Origin of the sequence: Banduia mediterranea (assembly GCF_031846245.1) — a bacterium.
GTDB lineage: Bacteria > Pseudomonadota > Gammaproteobacteria > Nevskiales > Nevskiaceae > Banduia > Banduia mediterranea.
Genome location: NZ_JAVRIC010000005.1, coordinates 177,815 through 193,853 on the forward strand (window position 1 = coordinate 177,815; position 16,039 = coordinate 193,853).

Below are 16,039 nucleotides of genomic sequence, written 5' to 3' on the forward strand. Positions count from 1 at the left end.
GCTACCACTGCATCAGTCGTCGGCGGTCCAATGGCCGCATTGACGCCGTCCCGTGGCTCCGGGTACCGTTCAGCCTGCCTTTGTGCTGGATGAGGCATCGAAATTCGGTCTGCTTGGACCGTCCGCGCCGGATCGGCGCTCGAAATTCATACGACTTAGAAGAACATGAGCATGCGCATCGTACTGCTGGGCGCGCCCGGCTCCGGAAAAGGCACGCAGGGCGAGAAGCTGGTGGACCATTTCGGGATTCCAAAGATTTCCACGGGCGACGCGCTGCGCGCCGCCGTCAAGGCCGGCACGGAGCTGGGCCTCAAGGCCAAGGCCGCCATGGATGCGGGCCGGCTGGTCGACAATTCGATCGTCAACGGCATCGTCAAGGCGCGTCTGGGCGAACCCGATGCGCGCAAGGGCTTCATTCTGGACGGCTTTCCGCGAAACGCGGCGCAGGCCGACACGCTGGCGGAGATGCTGGCGGACCTCGGCCAGCCGTCGGTCGACAAGGCCGTGCACCTCAAGGTCGATGACGAGGAGATCGTGCGTCGCCTGCTCGACCGGGCCGAGAAGGAAGGTCGCGCCGACGACAAGGAAGCGGTGATTCGTCACCGCATCGACGTCTACAACGCCGAAACCGCGCCGCTGCTGGACTTCTATGGGCAGCAGGGCAAGGTCGTGGCGGTCGAGGGAATCGGCACGGTCGACGAGATTTTCGAGCGCATCCTCAAGTCGCTGGGCGCCTGAGGCGGTTCCCGCACACATGCTGACGCCGGTGGGTTCCCTGCGGACCCGCCGGCATTTTTTTTCAGTGCGGTGCCGACAAGGCCTGTAGCAGCGCACCACCGATCAGTTCCCGGCGCCAGCCCCGCAGCGGTGCGATATCCGCCGATTCCCCCGCATGCAGCAGGGCTTCCAGGTCGGAGCGCCGCGCCAGCAGGCTGGGCGGCACCGCCAGCACCTGCGCGCGTTCACGCACGACCGCCTGCAGGGACTGCAGCGCGGACTTGTAGGCCGCATCGGGGCGTTCGTCCGCGACCAATGGCTGATCGCTGCGGGTGGCGCCAGCCAGCACCTCCAGCAACACGGCACCGTGGCGCTCGCGCGTCGTCGCCGGCAGATCGCCGACCGCGGCCAGATCATCGAGGCTGTCCGGTGCGCGAACCGCCAGCGCGTACAGCGCATCGTCGGACAGCATCCAGCGTCTCGGGCGGTTGCGTTCGACGGCGCGCCGCTCGCGCCAGTCGGCCAGGGCGGCGGCGCGGTGCTGCGCCACCGGGGGCAGCCGGGCGAGTCCGCGCAGGCGCTTCCAGGCGTCCTCAGGTTCGGTGCGATACATCGCCGGGTCGGTGAGGGCGGCGCAGTCGGCTTCCAGCCATTCGATGCGGCCACTGCTGTCGAGGCGGCGCAGCAGTTCCGGGTAGATCACCGCGAGATGACGCACATCGTCAGCGGCGTATTCGATCGCCGGCTGCGGGATCGGCCGCTTCGCCCAGTTGGTGCGCGAAAGACTCTTGTCGACCTCGATGTCCAGCATCGCCTTGACCAGCCCGGCATAGCCGATCTGGTCGCCGATGCCGAGGATCGTCGCGGCCACCTGGGTATCGAACAGCGGTCGTGGGCAGTCGCCCGAAAGCTCGGCGAAGATTTCGTAGTCCTGACTGGCGGAGTGCAGCACCTTGACGATGCGCTCGTCGGCCAGCAGCGGCCACAGCGGCGCGAGGTCCACGGCCAGCGTGTCGATGCAGGCGGCGGTTTCGCCATCACCGATCTGCACCAGACACAGTCTGGCGTGATAGGTATCCTCGCGGACGAACTCGGTATCCACCGCCAGCCAGTCGCGCGTCTTCCAGACGGCGATGGCACTTTCGAGCGCGGCGGGGGTGTCGATGATCAGGGTGGGTACGGCAATCGATACGGTCATGAACGGTAGAATACCGCCTCTCGCACCCACGACAGAGATCGATAACCTCCATGCTAGCCCGTGTCGCCTGGATCACGGCGCAACTGATGCGCTTCAAGGCCGGTCCCCAGGACTTCGTCTACGCCCGTGGTCTGAGTCTGCCGATTGCACTGTTCGCGGCGTTCGTCAACTTCCTGCAGCTGAGCATCACCATGCCCACCGGCGTGGCGGTGGTCGAATCGGTGGTAGTGGTGCTGGTGACGATTGCATTCACTCAGTTCGTGCTGCAGTTCAAGCGGTTCACCAGCCGTGCACAGCAGACCGTGAACAGCCTGCTGTGCACGGACATCGTGTTCAAGCTGTTGCTGCTGCCGGTGCTGTTCTGGATCGGTCCCGATGTGTTGCGCCAGTTCTCCGAAAATCCGCAGATGCTGGAACAGGGACAGGTGCCGGGAGCGCCGATGATGGTGCTGTTCGCGCTGTCACTGTGGAACCTGGCGGTGTCGGCGCACATCTACCGCTGCGCGCTGGAAATCGGAATCTTCATGGGCGTGGGCATCACGCTGGCCGGCACATTCATGTTGTACAGCCTGCTCGGCGCGGTCGCGCAGATGTTGGGACTGGGGGCGAGCAGCCCCTGATGCACCTTCACATCCTCGGAATATGCGGCACTTTCATGGCCGGTATCGCGGCGCTGGCGCGCGAGGCCGGGCATCGCGTGACCGGATCGGATGCCAATGCCTGGCCACCGATGTCCACCCAGCTCCAGGCACAGGGCATCGAGCTGATGTCGGGCTATGCGCCCGAGCATCTGCAACCGGCTCCGGATGTGGTGGTGGTGGGCAACGTCATCACGCGCGGCAATCCGGCGATCGAATACGTGCTCGATCAGGGGCTGCCATATGTTTCCGGGCCGCAATGGCTGGCCGAACACGTGCTGGCCGGCCGCCATGTGCTGGCCGTGGCCGGCACCCACGGCAAGACCACGACATCCAGCCTGCTGGCCTGGCTGCTGGACAACGCGGGCCTGGAGCCGGGCTTTCTGATCGGTGGGGTGCCGATGAACTTCGGCATTTCGGCGCGGCTCGGCGCCGGCAAATACTTCGTCGTGGAAGCGGACGAATACGACACCGCGTTCTTCGACAAGCGCAGCAAGTTCGTGCACTACCGTCCGCGCACCTGCGTGCTCAACAATCTCGAATTCGACCACGCCGACATCTTTCCGGACCTCGCCAGCATCGAACGCCAGTTCCACCACCTGATCCGCACGGTGCCGCGCAGCGGGCGGCTGATCGTCAACGGCGCCGACGCCAATCTCGCGCGGGTGCTGGAGATGGGATGCTGGAGCGAGACCGAATACTTCGATGCCGATTCCGGATGGCACGCGACAGAGACGGACGGTGGTTTCGAGCTGCACCAGGGCGAGCGGAATCATGGCGCGGTGACGACACCAATGGCCGGACTGCACAATCGCAGCAATGCGCTGGCGGCGATCGCCGCGGCCGCACACCTGGGCGTGTTGCCCCGCCAGGCCGCCGATGCGCTGAGCCGCTTCCGCAATACCCGCCGTCGCTTGGAACTGCGTGGCGAGGCTCGCGGGGTGCAGGTCTATGACGACTTTGCGCATCACCCTACGGCGATTCGTGTGACGGTCGACGCCCTGCTCCGGCAAGCCGGCGGGCGGGTGCTGGCCGTGCTCGAGCCGCGCTCCAATACCATGCGTCTGGGTTCGCACCAGGCCGAACTTTCCGATTCACTGAGCCAGGCCGACGTCTGTTTCGTCTATGCCCGACCGGACCTGAAATGGAACGCGCAGGCGGCGCTGGCCTCGCTGGCGGACAAGCTGCATGTGGCCGCTACGCTGGACCAACTCGTTGCGGCCGTTGTGCACGAAGCGCGCCCGACAGACCGCATACTCGTCATGAGCAACGGCGATTTCGGTGGTGTGCATCAAAAGCTGCTGGACGCCCTTTCGACTTCAGGACAGACATGAGCCAACTTCCCCAACGCCAAGCCCTGCCGGACCGCGCCGAACTCGAACGCCGCCTCGGCGCCGTGCTGGACGCGGCGCGCAAGGGCGGCGCCACCGCCGCCGACGCCGGCGTGTCGGTGAGCCGCGCCCTGACCGTGAACGTGCGCAATGCCGAGGTCGAATCGGTGGAATTCCAGCGTGACCGCGACCTGTCTCTGACGGTGCATGTCGGCCAGCGCAGCGGCTCGGCCAGCACCAGCGACTTTTCCGACGCCGGCCTCGCTTCCACGGTCGACGCCGCGCTGGCGATTGCGCGCGCCTCCGGAGAGGACCCGTATTCGGGGCTGGCCGATGCCGAACTGATGGCCACGGAATTTCCGGATCTGGATCTGTTCCATCCCTGGGACATCACGCCGGAGCAGGCCATCGAGATTGCCAGCGAATGCGAAGCTGCCGCGCGCGCCGTCGACGCACGCATCACGCGCAGCGAGGGTGCCGGCGTCGATACGCGCGAATCCGTGCAGATCTACGGCAACACCCATGGCTTCATCGGCGAACGACGAGGCACGTCCCACCAGATGAGTTGTTCGGTGATCGCCGAGGCCGACGGCATGATGCAGCGCGACTACTGGTACAGCGCTGGCCGCGTGCCTGACAAGCTCGACAGCGCCGAGTCGATCGGGCGCCGCGCCGGCGAACGCACGGTGTCGCGGCTCGGTGCCAAGTCGCTCTCCACGCGCGAGGCGCCGGTGCTGTTCGTGCCGGAGCTGGCACGTGGCCTGTTCGGGCATTTCACATCCGGTATTTCCGGCAGCGCCCTGTACCGCAAGACCAGCTTCCTGCTCGACAAGCTTGGCGAGCAGGTGTTCTCACCGATCGTGAACCTCTCGCAGCGGCCGTTCATCAAGGCCGGTCCCAGCAGCGCCGCCTTCGACCAGGAAGGCGTCGCCACGCGTGAGCGTGTGCTGATCGAAAACGGCGTGATCCAGGGCTGGCTTCTGTCCAGCTACTCCGCACGACGCCTGGGCTTGCAGACCACCGGCAACGCCGGCGGCACCTACAATCTGCTGGCGAATCCCGGCGAACAGGACTTCAAGGCCCTGCTGCGCGACATGGGCGAAGGCTTCGTCGTGACAGAGCTGATGGGACAGGGCGTGAACCTCGTCACCGGCGACTATTCGCGCGGTGCCGCCGGATTCTGGGTCGAGAACGGCGAAATCGCCTTCCCGGTCCGCGAAGTCACGATCGCCGGCAATCTGCTCGACATGTTTGCCGGCATCGCCGCGATCGGCAGCGATGTCGATACCCGTGGCGGCATTCAGACCGGGTCCGTATTGATCGACAGGATGACGATCGCCGGAGGCTGATGGTCCTTCAGAAGCCGCCGGTCACCCTCAGCCGAACACCGCCGAAGTCTGTCGGCTGACGGCGGCAAATCGGCCGTCCGGCAACCACAGGCGGGCGTCCCGGATTACGCACGCGGTGCGGGCACGCTGGTGCTGGCGTATCAATCAGGCTTCTACTTCGATGCGAGCAATCCAAGCCTGATCGGGGTTGCGGACCAGCGGCTCAGCCTGAGCGAGGCCGGTGGGGCGCACTTCCAGCGCCTGGGCGTGATCGAAGTCATGTCGCGGACTACGAGCTTGCGATTTCGGGAGACGGTGGCGGGATTCTGGTCGCCACCGATGATGCTTCCGCTGGCGGCACGGTGTTCGTGCGTGCCGATCGCCTCAGTCCGTAGCGGCGTTCACGACCGCCACTGCACGAACTGATCGAGCGGCAGTCGGCGCGCGCGCAGGCGATTGACCGGCGCGTCCGGGTCGGCGTGGCCGATCGCCATGCCGCAAAACAGCATCCATTCCCTGGGCGGCGAGAGCTGCGCCGCGATTTCGCGGTGATAGACCGACCAGCATTCCTGCGCGCAGCTGTCGAGCCCGCGCTCGCGCAGCAACAGCATCACGGTTTGCAGGTACATGCCCAGGTCCGACCATTGCGGCGGCCCCATGCCGCGATCGACGTAGCAGAACAGGGCGACCGGGGCGCCGAAGAAGCGGTAGTTGTTGGCGAACTGTTGCAGACGGGCGGTCTTGTCCTCGCGTGCGATGCCGAGTTCGGCGTACATCGCTTCGCCCACGGCGTAACGCTCGCTGCGGTACGGCTCGCCGAGCGGTGAGGGATAAACCTCGTAGTCCAACGGCAGGTCCGGTGTCGGATGCGTGTTCAGCCGCAGCTGGATCGCGTCCTTGAGGCGTGACAGTGCATCGCCGCTGAGCACGTACAGGCGCCAGGGCTGGAGGTTGCCGCCGGAGGGTGCGCGGGCGGCGCGCTCCAGCACCTCGCGCAAGATTCCGAGGTCCACGGGCTGGTCCAGAAAGGCGCGCACGCTGCGCCGGCTGTCGACGGCTTCGCTGACGTTCATTGATGGTGCTCCAGGATGTTCATCAGTCAAGCGTTTCGAGCCGGCCGCGCCGCCGCGCCAGCTCGCAGAAGAAGTCCACGTACTGCGCGTGTCCACCGGGAAAGATCATATCCAGCTTCAGGGGATCTTCCGGATCACTGATGCCTTGCAGGGCCGGCCACGGAAACCGGTCGGCACCGGTGTCGCGATTGCGGAGCAGCGCGGCGTCAATACCCGGACGGCGCACTTCGCCGCAACTGCTGTCGATGTAGATCACGCTGTTATCGGTGTCGAAGCGATCGCCCAATTGCTGGACCAGCGTGAGGAAACCGCGATCGCTGCCGCCCCGCAAATGCTCGGTCCGTCCGGTGAGTACCTGAGCCTGGGAGCTGACGGTATCGCCCACGCCGACGATGCGCGGCATGGACGCCGGATCGAAGTGATCCAGTGCGAGCTTGAGCAGCGCGGCATGATCACGGGGCGCCGCCCGGGCGTTGAAGTGTTCGCCCAGCGGGTAGCGACCGGTGTGCTGCCGGTAGTAGTGATTGAGGATTACCAGTACGCCGACTTCCTTGATCGCGCCCTTGAGCATGAACTGGAAGTCGGTGGTGCCGGCATCGTCGCCGTCGCTGTACTTGACGCGTTCCTGGCCATCATCGCCGCGCCCGAGGTTGGGGGCGTAGTGCACGAAGAACGAATCCTGCAACCCGGCCTCCGTCGCCTGCAGCAGCAATTCGCTCATGAAACCGGCGGTGGCTTCCTGTGTCTGCCGATAGAGCCCCGGTCTGTCCGCAAAGTGGTGATAGAGGCCGTTGATGTTGGCGGTTGGCGAGGCCAGGTTGTCGAGGACGCAGGAGCCGACCAGGGGCTCGATTTCGTCGGTCGGCAATGCGTAGGGCGCCTTGCCCAGCAAGGTCCGCAGGAACTGTTCGGTCTTGTGCGGCACGGCGCGCAGGAAATCCAGTTCGGCCTCGCTGACGCCGGGATGCGAGACATGGCCGTAACGGTCCTGCAGTTGCACGCCGCCAGCGGCGAGGCCGGGCAGGTAGAAACCCTGTTCACGCGGATGTTCGGGCGGGTCGAAGGCCTGCTCGACGATGCCGTTGACGCCGCGCTTGCCGATGTGCTCGCCATTGGTCAGTACATAGAAGTGGCCGGCGAGTGTCTGTGTGGCCTCGACATAGCGCCGCTCGATGCGACGCGTCAGCGGATCGCGCACCAGGCTCATGCAGACCCCGTCGAGGTCCTGGATGATCAGCAGGTTTGCGGTGGCGGCGAGCGATTCGAGCAGGCCGGCGTGATCGAGTGAATAGGCTTCGGTCTTGTGGCGCATGGCGTACATGGTAACGCTGGGCGGGCAGTGCCTGAGATCATGAAAAGCATTTGGGTTCGCGCAAAGACGCGAAGACGCCAAGGAAAGGCAAAAGCCTGCTTTTGATCTAACGGCCATGCCGCGAGCGGTGCTCCCTCTCTCGCAAGCGGGCGAGGGTAGGTCGGTATCACGCCGCGCGTGATTCAGGTTAACGGCCGTTCTTCACGTCTTTGTGCGAGGCCAATAGCCTTTTCAGGCTTCCAGTTGCTCCGAAACCTCCAGCCACTGTTCGGATCTATGCCGTTTCGAGTGGGAGGCGCAGTTGTTGCTGCGATTGAGCCGTCGGCGGGTGTCAAGGTCGGCCGCAGGCCGCCCGAAGGGCTCGACCTTGATGCCCGCCGACGGCGAAGCAATCCTACGGAAAGGCTTGTCGGACAAGCAGTTTTGGCCGGCAAGCCTCGGTGAAAAGCCGTTTGCCGGCTGTGCGAGAGCAAACGCCCTCACGGTGTCCCCCCGCGTCAGAATAGTTGTCGGTGTGCCAAGAAGGAGGAGAGGTGAAGGTCTCTCCGACATGCTGTACCAGCGATGAGGGTAGGCCCCTCGATGTCGCCGATCAGGCGGAGGCATCAAACCACCATGAGCTGCGGTCATTAAGAGTGATTGTGGTGAGCGTCATTGGAAAAGGCGGGAATCATTCCGTCAGGAGAGCCTGAGGGGGAAGATCCCTTGGGCTACTCGACTCTCGATTGGAAAACCACGGAGAGAGGGCGACAGGAATTAGACATGGCTCGATATGGACAAGGATTCAAGGACAGAGCAGTTGCGCGGTTGCTACCGCCCGAGAGTGCAGACGTGAAGGTTGTGGCCGCTGAGGTGGGCGTGTCGGCGGACACTTTGGAACGATGGAGGTCGGAAGCTTTGGCGTCCGGGAAGAAGAGCGGTGGCTGGACGGCTGTGGCTCGCTTTGAATCGGTGCTGGCGACGGCAGCGATGAGCGAGGCGCAGAAGGCGGCGTGGTGTCGCGAGAAGGGCTTGTTTCCCAGCGAGCTGGAAGGCTGGCGCAAGTCGGCGACGCAGGCGCTGGCACAGCCTGCGGAGCGCAGCGAGCCCAAGGCCGAGAGGCGCCGGATCGGCGAGCTGGAGCGCGAGCTGCGGCGCAAGGACAGGGCGCTGGCGGAAGCGGCGGCGCTGCTGGTGCTGTCAAAAAAAGTCGAGGCGCTCTACCGCAGGGGCGCGGACGAATGATCCGCGTGGAAGAGCGTCGCGAAATGACCCTGGACATCGAACAGGCACAGGCGGCGGGTGCGCGGCTGCATCGTGCCTGCGAGATCGTCGGCATCGACCTGCGCACGCTGCAGCGCTGGAAGGCCGCCGATGGCCTGCTGCACGGTGATCGCCGTCCGCAGGCCAAGCGGCCGACGCCGGCGCACGCCCTCAGCAAGCAGGAGCGGATGCAGATCGTGGCCGTGGCCAACGAGCCGCGCTTTGCGGCGCTGCCGCCGGCGCGGATCGTGCCGATGCTCGCTGACGAAGGCGCTACCTGCTGCGCACCAATCTCACCGGCACTGATCCGGCCCAGCTGTGGCGCTACTACATCCAGCTGACCCAAGTCGAAGAAGCCTTCAAAAACCTGAAAGGCGATTTATCGATCCGCCCGATCTACCACCAAGCGCAAGCGCGTATCGAAGCGCATGTCTTTATCGCGTTCCTGGCCTACTGTCTGCATGTCACGCTGGCGCAGCAACTCAAACCGCATGCCCCCGGCCTGACGCCGCGCAGCGTACTCGACAAATTCGCCGCCGTGCAGATGCTCGATGTCGAAATCCCGACCACCGACGGGCGCACCCTTACGCTGACTCGCCACACCGAGCCCGAAACCGAACTCCAGTTGCTGCTGGAGCGCCTGCGGCTCGAACTGCCTGCGCAACCCCCACCCAAAATCACCGCCGCGCAAGCTGAATCCGCCGCCGTGTAGTGTAGACCTTTGGCGGTGCCGCTTATATGGATCAATGGGTTGGCGCGCTCAATGTCGCGAATCCGCTAAGTTGGGCTAGCGTAACCCCTCAACGCAGGAAGTCGCTAAGCTCGCTCCATTCCGGCCATTCGGGCGTCCCGAGCAGGCGTCCGCCTTCGAGATATGCAACCACTCGATAAGCCGCCCGCGCCGAGCTGTTGTCATAGGCAAAACCTTCGTGCGCAAGCTTCAGAGCATCCGCGAGCAGCGACCACACACGAGCGTAGCGCTCCCGCTGTTTGTCGAGCGGTACGTCATGACCGCCATGTTTGACGCGCGCCTCGACGCGTCGCATCGACAATGCCAGCGGTACGAGCATGACGTGTGCGGTAACGTGGTAGCCGGCAGTCCTCGCATCACGAATGAGGTCGAGCTTCGAGGGGTGGCTGAACACCGTCTCGGCGATGAACGATCGCCCCTGTGCAATCATCGACGCTCGTCTTTCTTCTGCGAGCTTGGCCGCTTCGTAGGACCGGTCCCGGCTCGATCCCGGCCACTGCTCTCGCGCGATGACATCCGCGTTGATGAACGGCAGATGCGTGACCGGTCTAAGTATGTGCTCGTAGAACGTCGTCTTGCCGCTGCCATTCGGTCCAGCCAGAAGATGAAGAACGGGCACGTTCAGCGCTTGGAAGCCTTGCGGGACTTGTCTCTTGCGCCCTTCACGGCCACGGACCCGTCGCTTGCCAGTTCCACCATCTCTCGGCCTTGTCCAGCGAGAACCTGATCAAGGCGAAGGTCCCGGCGGGTCTGGTCGATGCGTGACGCCCATTCTGCCCTGACCACGGCTTGTTCGTGCAGATTGAGTGAGTCGTACTCGCTCTGACCGTCCAATACCGCCTGAACATCCGCCAGCGTGATGCTCGGGCCACGCTCCAATTCGCGGCCGATCCGCGCCCAGTGCGCGATCTGCTGTGCGGTGCTGCGGCTCATTCGCTGGCCAGTCGAACGAGCGCTTTCGGTCAGTTCTGCATCTAGCCGCATGGGGCTGTTGGATCCCGGCATGGCGTATTCTCCAATTTTCATCGGGGAACTGTAGCAAATTGCTACGATATGTTGACCGGTCGATCTTGTGCTGAGCGAGCAAAAAGGGTCGAAGTCGGAGTAAATAAAATGAAGTGTTAAAGTTCGGATCGGCTGGATTTATTTTATTCACTCCGACCCCTCCGCCCCTTATTGTTCGCACACAGCGCGGCCGCCAGCAGGGCGACCACGAACAGCACGTCGCCGTGACGAACACGGCGTGTGGTGCGGGCCTGAATCCCCGATCCCCGATCATTGCCATCTGGGCACTCACTGCTGCGCGGTCGCGATCGTGGCCACCATGGCGTCTGGATCAGAGGCGCGCCAGTATGTCCTCGGTACGCTCGCGCCATGCGCCGTCGGACCGCGCCAGAATCTGCAGCGGAATACGGCGTCGCGTCACATCGTCGAAATCGCGTGCCATTTCATCCAGGCGCGCCATCACTGCTTCGACCCCGATGAATGGCGAATCCGCGTCCAGTCGTGTGGCCAGGGCCGGCTCGGCCGCGATCAGATCCAGCGCGCGCTCCACGGCAGTCCCGTGACGAAGGCTGAGCTGGCGTGCGGCATCAGTGTCGACGCCGGCCTGGCGCAGGCGCGTGACGGCGTCGGCCTGCCAGCCGGCGAAATCGTCACCGGCCGGTGCGCCCGGCAGGCGCAGCTCGTCGGTCTTGCAGTCGAGCTTTTGGCCGAGCTTGCGACACACCCGATCGACCACGCGCGAGGCGTCGTGACGCGAGGTCGTGTACTTGCCGCCGATCGGTACAAACAGACCGGGTCGTGGCTCGGAAATCTCGAACTCCCGCGAGACCTTGGACAGCGTGCCGGCTTCCTGTGCCTGCAGGGTGCGCGCACCCGAGAACCGGGAGATCACATTCTCCGGCCGCCAGCTCGCGCCGGGCAGCCAGGCCTGGGCGGCGGACAGCAGGTAGCGTTGTTCCTCGTCGTTGGGAACCGCTTCGTCGGGGTGGCCGATCTCGGATTCGGTGGTGCCGACCAGGGTGCGGTGGTACCAGGGAATCACGAAGAACACGCGCCCGTCCTGCGGTGCCGTCAGCAGAAACGCGCTATGGCAGTTGGGGATGCCGGGCATCACCAGATGCGTGCCCTTGACCAGCTTGACGCGCGGCGCGTTGGCGCCGGCCAGCTCGCGTATCCACGGCCCGACGGTGGCGATCTGGGTGCGTGCGCGGATCGCGAAGCGTTCACCGGTTTCGCGGTCCGTGACCTCGGCGCCGCGGCGCCCGTCCTCGTCGAACAGGCGCGTCGCGGCGACGCGATTGGCGCAGACCGCGCCATGCTGCTGCGCCGCGGCGACCACCGGAATCACCAGACGCGCGTCATCCTCCTGGCAGTCGCCATAACGGAAACCGGCTTCGAGTCCGTCGCTGGCAAGAAATGGGTAACGGCGCATCAGCCGGTCACGCTTGAAATGCTTGTGGCGCTGCACCGGTTGCCAGCCGATGCTGAGCCAGTCGTAGATGGTCAGCCCGGCGCCTAGCTTGAATGCCGATACCCGAGAACCCTTCCACAAGGGCAGAATGAAGTTCATCGGATGCACCAGATGCGGCGCAATGCGCGCCAGCACGCGGCGCTCGATCAGGGCGTGCCGGACCAGACCGAACTCGAAGTTCTCCAGATAGCGCAGGCCGCCGTGAATCAGCTTGCTGGACGATTGGGAGGTGGCGCTGCCCCAGTCGTTCTGCTCGATCAGCGCCACCGACAGGCCGCGCTGCGCGGCATCATAAGCCGCCCAGGCGCCGTAAATGCCACCGCCGACCACGAGCAGATCGAACTCGCGCTCACGCAGTCCCGATACCTTGCGAACCAGCGGGAACGCGGGCGTCATGGGGCGTCATCCGCGGGCGTTTCGGCGTCGCGCGTGCGGCGCTTGCGCGTTGGTTTCTGCGCCATCATTTCCTCGCTGTTGAAATCGTCGACCTGACACACGCGCTCGATCAGCGCATAGCAATGTGCGAGACGGTCGGCTTCGGCCTGGGTCAGCACCGAGGCCTTGGCCGCTTCCTGAATGCGGCGCAGCGGATGCGGGTCCTTGATCACGCCGTCCTTGTGGCTCTTCTGCACACGCTTTTCCAGCGCCGCGCAGTCGTTGACCGCCTGCATCGCGTGGTGCAGCAGCCCGGCTGGGTAGTCAAGTTCGTTCGGGGTGAACACGCGCGCGAACAGACGTTGGCGCACGCTGCCGGGTTCCGTCATCAGTTCGGCGATGCGCATCTCGATCTCGTCGTGAGGCGCCCGTGCGTGGCGGCCCAGCGGAAACACCAGGGCACGCAGCAGCCAGGCGGCGGGCCGCATCGGCAGATGTCGCAGCACGCCGTCGGCGTCTGCCTCGATGCTGGCCCAGGCGGTGTCGCAGACCCAGTGCAGCAGCGGCAGGTCCTCGACCGGCGAACCATCGCCTTCGAACTTGCGCAGCGCCGCGCTGACGACATACAGCTGGGACAGGATGCCGCCGAGACGCCCCGAAATCGCTTCGCGGAACTTGAGGCTGCCGCCGAGCAGCGCCATCGAGGAATCCGACAGCAGCGCGAAACTCGCGGCATAGCGCATCATCCTCTGGTAGTGGATGCGCGTGGGGCCGCTGACCGGCACTTTGGCAATGCGACCGAAGCACAGGCCCAGCACCAGCGAGCGCGCCGCCGCCGACAACACGTGGCCGATATGCGCGAGCAAGGCGTTGTCGAAGTCGACCAGTCCGCGCGCCGCGTTGTCGTCATTGACCGCGCTGATCTCCTTGAGCACGTAGGGGTGGCAGCGGATCGCACCCTGGCCGAAGATCATCATGCTGCGGGTAAGGATGTTGTGGCCTTCCACGGTGATGCCGATCGGCGTGCCCTGGTAGGCGCGCGCGATCCAGTTCGATGGTCCCAGCATCACGCCCTTGCCGGCGTGCACGTCCATCGCCAGTTTCACGGTTTCCTGCGACATTTCGGTGCAGTAGGCCTTGGCGATCGCCGAAGGCACCGAGGGCTTGGCGCCGAGGTCGACGGCGCCGGCGGTCATGCAGCGCACCGCCTCGCTGGCGTAGGCACGCCCGGCGGCGCCGGCGATGGCTTGCGCCACGCCTTCGAAACGACCGATCGGCAAGCCGAACTGGTAGCGTACGCGCGCATAGGCGCCGGTGGCGTAGGCCGCGAACAGGCTCACGCCGGTGGTGTTCGAAGGCAGCGAGATCGAACGGCCCACCGCGAGGCATTCCATCAGCATGCGCCAGCCCTGGCCGGCCATCGCGGCTCCGCCGATGATGAATTCCAGCGGCACGAAGATGTCCTTGCCGCGCAGCGGACCATTGACGAACGGATTGTTCAGTGGAAAGTGGCGGCGGCCGATGTCCAGGCCCGGTGTATCGCTGGGGATCAGCGCGCAGCTGACGCCGACAAACTCGCCTTCGGCGGCATCGCGGTCCGGCAGCAGGCCTTCCGGGTCATACAGTTTCAGCGCGAGGCCGACCACCGTGGCGACCGGTGCCAGCGTGATGTAGCGCTTGTCGAAGTCCAGACGCATGCCCAGCACTTCGCGGCCCTTCCAGTTGCCCATGCAGACTACGCCGGTGTCAGGAATTGCGCCGGCGTCGGAGCCGGCCCAGGGCGAGGTCAGGCCGAAACAGGGGATCTCCTCGCCGGTGGCGAGCTTTGGCAGATAGCGGTCCTTCTGTTCCTCGGTGCCGTAGTGCATCAGCAGCTCGGCCGGGCCGAGCGAATTCGGTACCGCGACGATCGAACTGGCGGTGGCGCCGCCGGGCGAACTGGCGATCTTGGCGAGAATGCAGGAATGCGCGTAGGCCGAGAATTCCAGACCGCCGTAGCGCTTCGGAATGATCATGCCGAAGAAGCGCTGTTCCTTGATCAGATCCCAGGCCTGTTGCGAGATGTCCTGCTCGGTATGGGTGATCGTCCATTCGTCGAACAGGCGGCACAGGTCTTCGACCGGCCCGTCGAGAAACGCCTGTTCCTCGGCGCTGAGTGTGGGTGCCGGATAGCCGCGCAGGCGGTCGAGATCCGGTTGACCGGTGAACAGTTCACCTTCCCACCACACCGTGCCGGCATCGAGCGCGACGCGTTCGGTTGGCGAGATGTCCGGCAGTACGCGCCGGAAGAACGCCAGCGCCGGGCGCGTGATCCATTCCTGGCGCAGCGTGGTGTTGTTCAGCGGCACCAGAATCAGTACCGCGAGCACCGTCAGCAGCAAGAACACCCAGAACGGACCGCCCAGAAGCACGAACACGAGCAGCGAGGCGCCGACCGCGATTGTGGTCTGCGTGAGGTTGAGACGGTGATAGGCGACAGCGATGCCGACCACCAGGAAATACAGGATCCAGAGCACAGCGTCCCCCGCTCTAAGCGAACGATTCAGTCGAGGATAGGGGGGCCTTGGGCAAGGCACAACCACCCTTCGCCTGCGGCTTCGGGTGGCGGGCCACTCTGGAGCTGCCCCATCGGGGCCGAACGGGGGCGGGCCGTTCAGTCCTGCAGAAACGACAGCACGTGGTCGGCGAACAGCTGTGGCGCTTCGCAATGCATGAAATGGCCGACGCCGGGCATCTCGACCTGGTCGTGATTGAGCATGAACAGATGCTCCTGGCCGAGAAACATCTCGCGGCCGATGCAGCCGTCGTCGGCACCGTAGATCACGCGCGTGGTCACCAGCACCGGCGCCATCAGCACGCGTTGCGCCGAAACGTCGGCCATCAGCTTCGGCAGCGCACGGTAGTAGCCGAGTACGGCGCGGCGCCGTTTCGAGTTTCGCAGGGTCGCCAGCACCGGTGCCAGATCGCCGTCAGTGAAGCTCCAGTCCGGAGACCATTCCTGCACGAGTGCCGCGAGTCGTTGCGGGTCGCCGAGCCAGGCGTGGCTTCCGGGCCACTGGAAACGCAGCATGTAGCGAGAACGTTGCAGCTGCTGTGGCGTGGGTCGCAGCATGAATCGGCGCAGGTGCGGCACGGCGGCGACCACCAGATGCGGAACGGCCTCGGGCGCCAGTCCGGCGGCGGCGTAGCCCGCCACCGCACCCCAGTCATGGCCGACGATACAGGCGCTTTCGGCGCCGAAGGCCTTGATCAGCGCCAGCGCATCGCGTCCCAGGTCGAGCGCGCCATAGGCCGCATTCGCCGGCATCCCGCTCGGCGCGTAGCCGCGCATGTAGGGCGCCACCGCGTGATAGCCGGCCGCGGCCAAGCGCTCCAGCAGCGGGCGGAAGCTCTGGGCGGTATCCGGAAAGCCGTGCAGACACAGCACCAGCGGACCATCCTCGGGTCCGCTGCTGAGATAGGCGAATTGCACCCCATTGGCGGTGACGCGTGGAGTCGAATCGTCAGTGCTCGGCGAAGGCCTGCTGTCCATATCGGGGCTCGATGCGATTGGGGGATCGAGGATACGCCACTACACTGCCCGGCCTGTCCCCAAAGT

General features: G+C 65.2%; 12 protein-coding genes and 2 pseudogenes. 6 read left to right on the top strand and 8 right to left on the bottom strand.

Annotated features, from left to right (window positions below):
- The first annotated feature begins 165 nt into the window (after positions 1 to 165).
- The gene (locus tag RM530_RS05555; protein ID WP_311364221.1) at positions 166 to 738 is read left to right on the top strand and encodes an adenylate kinase; all 573 of its coding nucleotides are present in this window, start codon (positions 166 to 168) and stop codon (positions 736 to 738) included.
- A gap of 61 nt (positions 739 to 799) precedes the next feature.
- Here RM530_RS05555 and rnd read toward each other — a convergent pair whose 3' ends face one another.
- Positions 800 to 1,915: a ribonuclease D gene (gene rnd / locus RM530_RS05560; RefSeq protein WP_311364222.1), complete on the bottom strand. Its 1,116-nt coding sequence runs from the start codon at positions 1,913 to 1,915 to the stop codon at positions 800 to 802.
- A gap of 50 nt (positions 1,916 to 1,965) precedes the next feature.
- On the opposite strand from rnd, the gene RM530_RS05565 reads away from it, so the two are divergent.
- From RM530_RS05565 to pmbA, 3 genes are read left to right on the top strand one after another with little or no spacing between them, the layout of a single operon-like run.
- On the top strand, positions 1,966 to 2,535 hold the full coding sequence (locus tag RM530_RS05565; protein ID WP_311364223.1) for a hypothetical protein: 570 nt from the start codon (positions 1,966 to 1,968) through the stop codon (positions 2,533 to 2,535).
- On the top strand, positions 2,535 to 3,887 hold the full coding sequence (gene mpl, locus RM530_RS05570; RefSeq protein WP_311364224.1) for a UDP-N-acetylmuramate:L-alanyl-gamma-D-glutamyl-meso-diaminopimelate ligase: 1,353 nt from the start codon (positions 2,535 to 2,537) through the stop codon (positions 3,885 to 3,887). Before RM530_RS05565 ends, mpl begins: the two co-directional genes overlap by 1 nt.
- The gene (gene pmbA, locus RM530_RS05575) at positions 3,884 to 5,233 is read left to right on the top strand and encodes a metalloprotease PmbA (RefSeq protein ID WP_311364225.1); all 1,350 of its coding nucleotides are present in this window, start codon (positions 3,884 to 3,886) and stop codon (positions 5,231 to 5,233) included. The genes mpl and pmbA overlap by 4 nt, the downstream gene beginning before the upstream one ends.
- Before the next feature lie 380 nt (positions 5,234 to 5,613).
- On the opposite strand, the gene RM530_RS05580 is transcribed toward pmbA, so the two are convergent.
- Both RM530_RS05580 and stpA read right to left on the bottom strand, forming a co-directional pair.
- Positions 5,614 to 6,285, bottom strand: a complete 672-nt coding sequence (locus tag RM530_RS05580; protein WP_311364226.1) for a nitroreductase — start codon at positions 6,283 to 6,285, stop codon at positions 5,614 to 5,616.
- Between the two features lie 22 nt (positions 6,286 to 6,307).
- Entirely contained in the window at positions 6,308 to 7,597 is a 1,290-nt protein-coding gene (gene stpA / locus RM530_RS05585) for a glucosylglycerol 3-phosphatase (RefSeq protein ID WP_349256185.1), read from the bottom strand.
- A 762-nt stretch (positions 7,598 to 8,359) separates the two neighbouring features.
- Here stpA and RM530_RS05590 point away from each other — a divergent pair.
- A pseudogene (locus RM530_RS05590) lies at positions 8,360 to 9,111 on the top strand (transposase family protein); the annotation flags it as partial.
- A pseudogene (locus RM530_RS05595) lies at positions 9,111 to 9,551 on the top strand (IS1634 family transposase); the annotation flags it as partial. The pseudogenes RM530_RS05590 and RM530_RS05595, both read left to right, overlap by 1 nt.
- Positions 9,552 to 9,639: 88 nt before the next feature.
- Here the strand turns inward: RM530_RS05595 and RM530_RS05600 are convergent.
- The 5 genes from RM530_RS05600 to RM530_RS05620 all read right to left on the bottom strand — a co-directional run bounded on the left by RM530_RS05600 (position 9,640) and on the right by RM530_RS05620 (position 15,973).
- Positions 9,640 to 10,209 carry an ATPase gene (locus tag RM530_RS05600; protein ID WP_311364228.1) on the bottom strand — a complete coding sequence of 190 codons (570 nt, stop codon included), beginning with the start codon at positions 10,207 to 10,209 and terminating at the stop codon, positions 9,640 to 9,642.
- A gap of 2 nt (positions 10,210 to 10,211) precedes the next feature.
- A complete protein-coding gene (locus tag RM530_RS05605; protein WP_311364229.1) occupies positions 10,212 to 10,595 on the bottom strand; it encodes a TA system antitoxin ParD family protein in 384 nt (127 codons plus the stop codon).
- A 331-nt stretch (positions 10,596 to 10,926) separates the two neighbouring features.
- Positions 10,927 to 12,462, bottom strand: coding sequence for a glycerol-3-phosphate dehydrogenase/oxidase (locus RM530_RS05610; protein ID WP_311364230.1), 1,536 nt, complete (start codon positions 12,460 to 12,462; stop codon positions 10,927 to 10,929).
- Complete coding sequence (locus tag RM530_RS05615; RefSeq protein WP_311364231.1) at positions 12,459 to 14,957, bottom strand: acyl-CoA dehydrogenase; 2,499 nt, start codon at positions 14,955 to 14,957, stop codon at positions 12,459 to 12,461. The genes RM530_RS05610 and RM530_RS05615 overlap by 4 nt, the downstream gene beginning before the upstream one ends.
- A gap of 137 nt (positions 14,958 to 15,094) precedes the next feature.
- Positions 15,095 to 15,973: an alpha/beta fold hydrolase gene (locus RM530_RS05620; RefSeq protein WP_311364232.1), complete on the bottom strand. Its 879-nt coding sequence runs from the start codon at positions 15,971 to 15,973 to the stop codon at positions 15,095 to 15,097.
- Positions 15,974 to 16,039: the final 66 nt, after the last annotated feature.

Coding starts and splice junctions, on each gene's coding strand:
- rnd (WP_311364222.1), bottom strand. CDS start 1,915: ATGACCGTATCGATTGCCGTACCCACCCTGATCATCGACACCCCCGCC.
- stpA (WP_349256185.1), bottom strand. CDS start 7,597: ATGCGCCACAAGACCGAAGCCTATTCACTCGATCACGCCGGCCTGCTC.
- RM530_RS05555 (WP_311364221.1), top strand. CDS start 166: ATGAGCATGCGCATCGTACTGCTGGGCGCGCCCGGCTCCGGAAAAGGC.
- RM530_RS05620 (WP_311364232.1), bottom strand. CDS start 15,973: ATGGACAGCAGGCCTTCGCCGAGCACTGACGATTCGACTCCACGCGTC.
- mpl (WP_311364224.1), top strand. CDS start 2,535: ATGCACCTTCACATCCTCGGAATATGCGGCACTTTCATGGCCGGTATC.
- RM530_RS05565 (WP_311364223.1), top strand. CDS start 1,966: ATGCTAGCCCGTGTCGCCTGGATCACGGCGCAACTGATGCGCTTCAAG.
- RM530_RS05610 (WP_311364230.1), bottom strand. CDS start 12,462: ATGACGCCCGCGTTCCCGCTGGTTCGCAAGGTATCGGGACTGCGTGAG.
- RM530_RS05580 (WP_311364226.1), bottom strand. CDS start 6,285: ATGAACGTCAGCGAAGCCGTCGACAGCCGGCGCAGCGTGCGCGCCTTT.
- RM530_RS05605 (WP_311364229.1), bottom strand. CDS start 10,595: ATGCCGGGATCCAACAGCCCCATGCGGCTAGATGCAGAACTGACCGAA.
- pmbA (WP_311364225.1), top strand. CDS start 3,884: ATGAGCCAACTTCCCCAACGCCAAGCCCTGCCGGACCGCGCCGAACTC.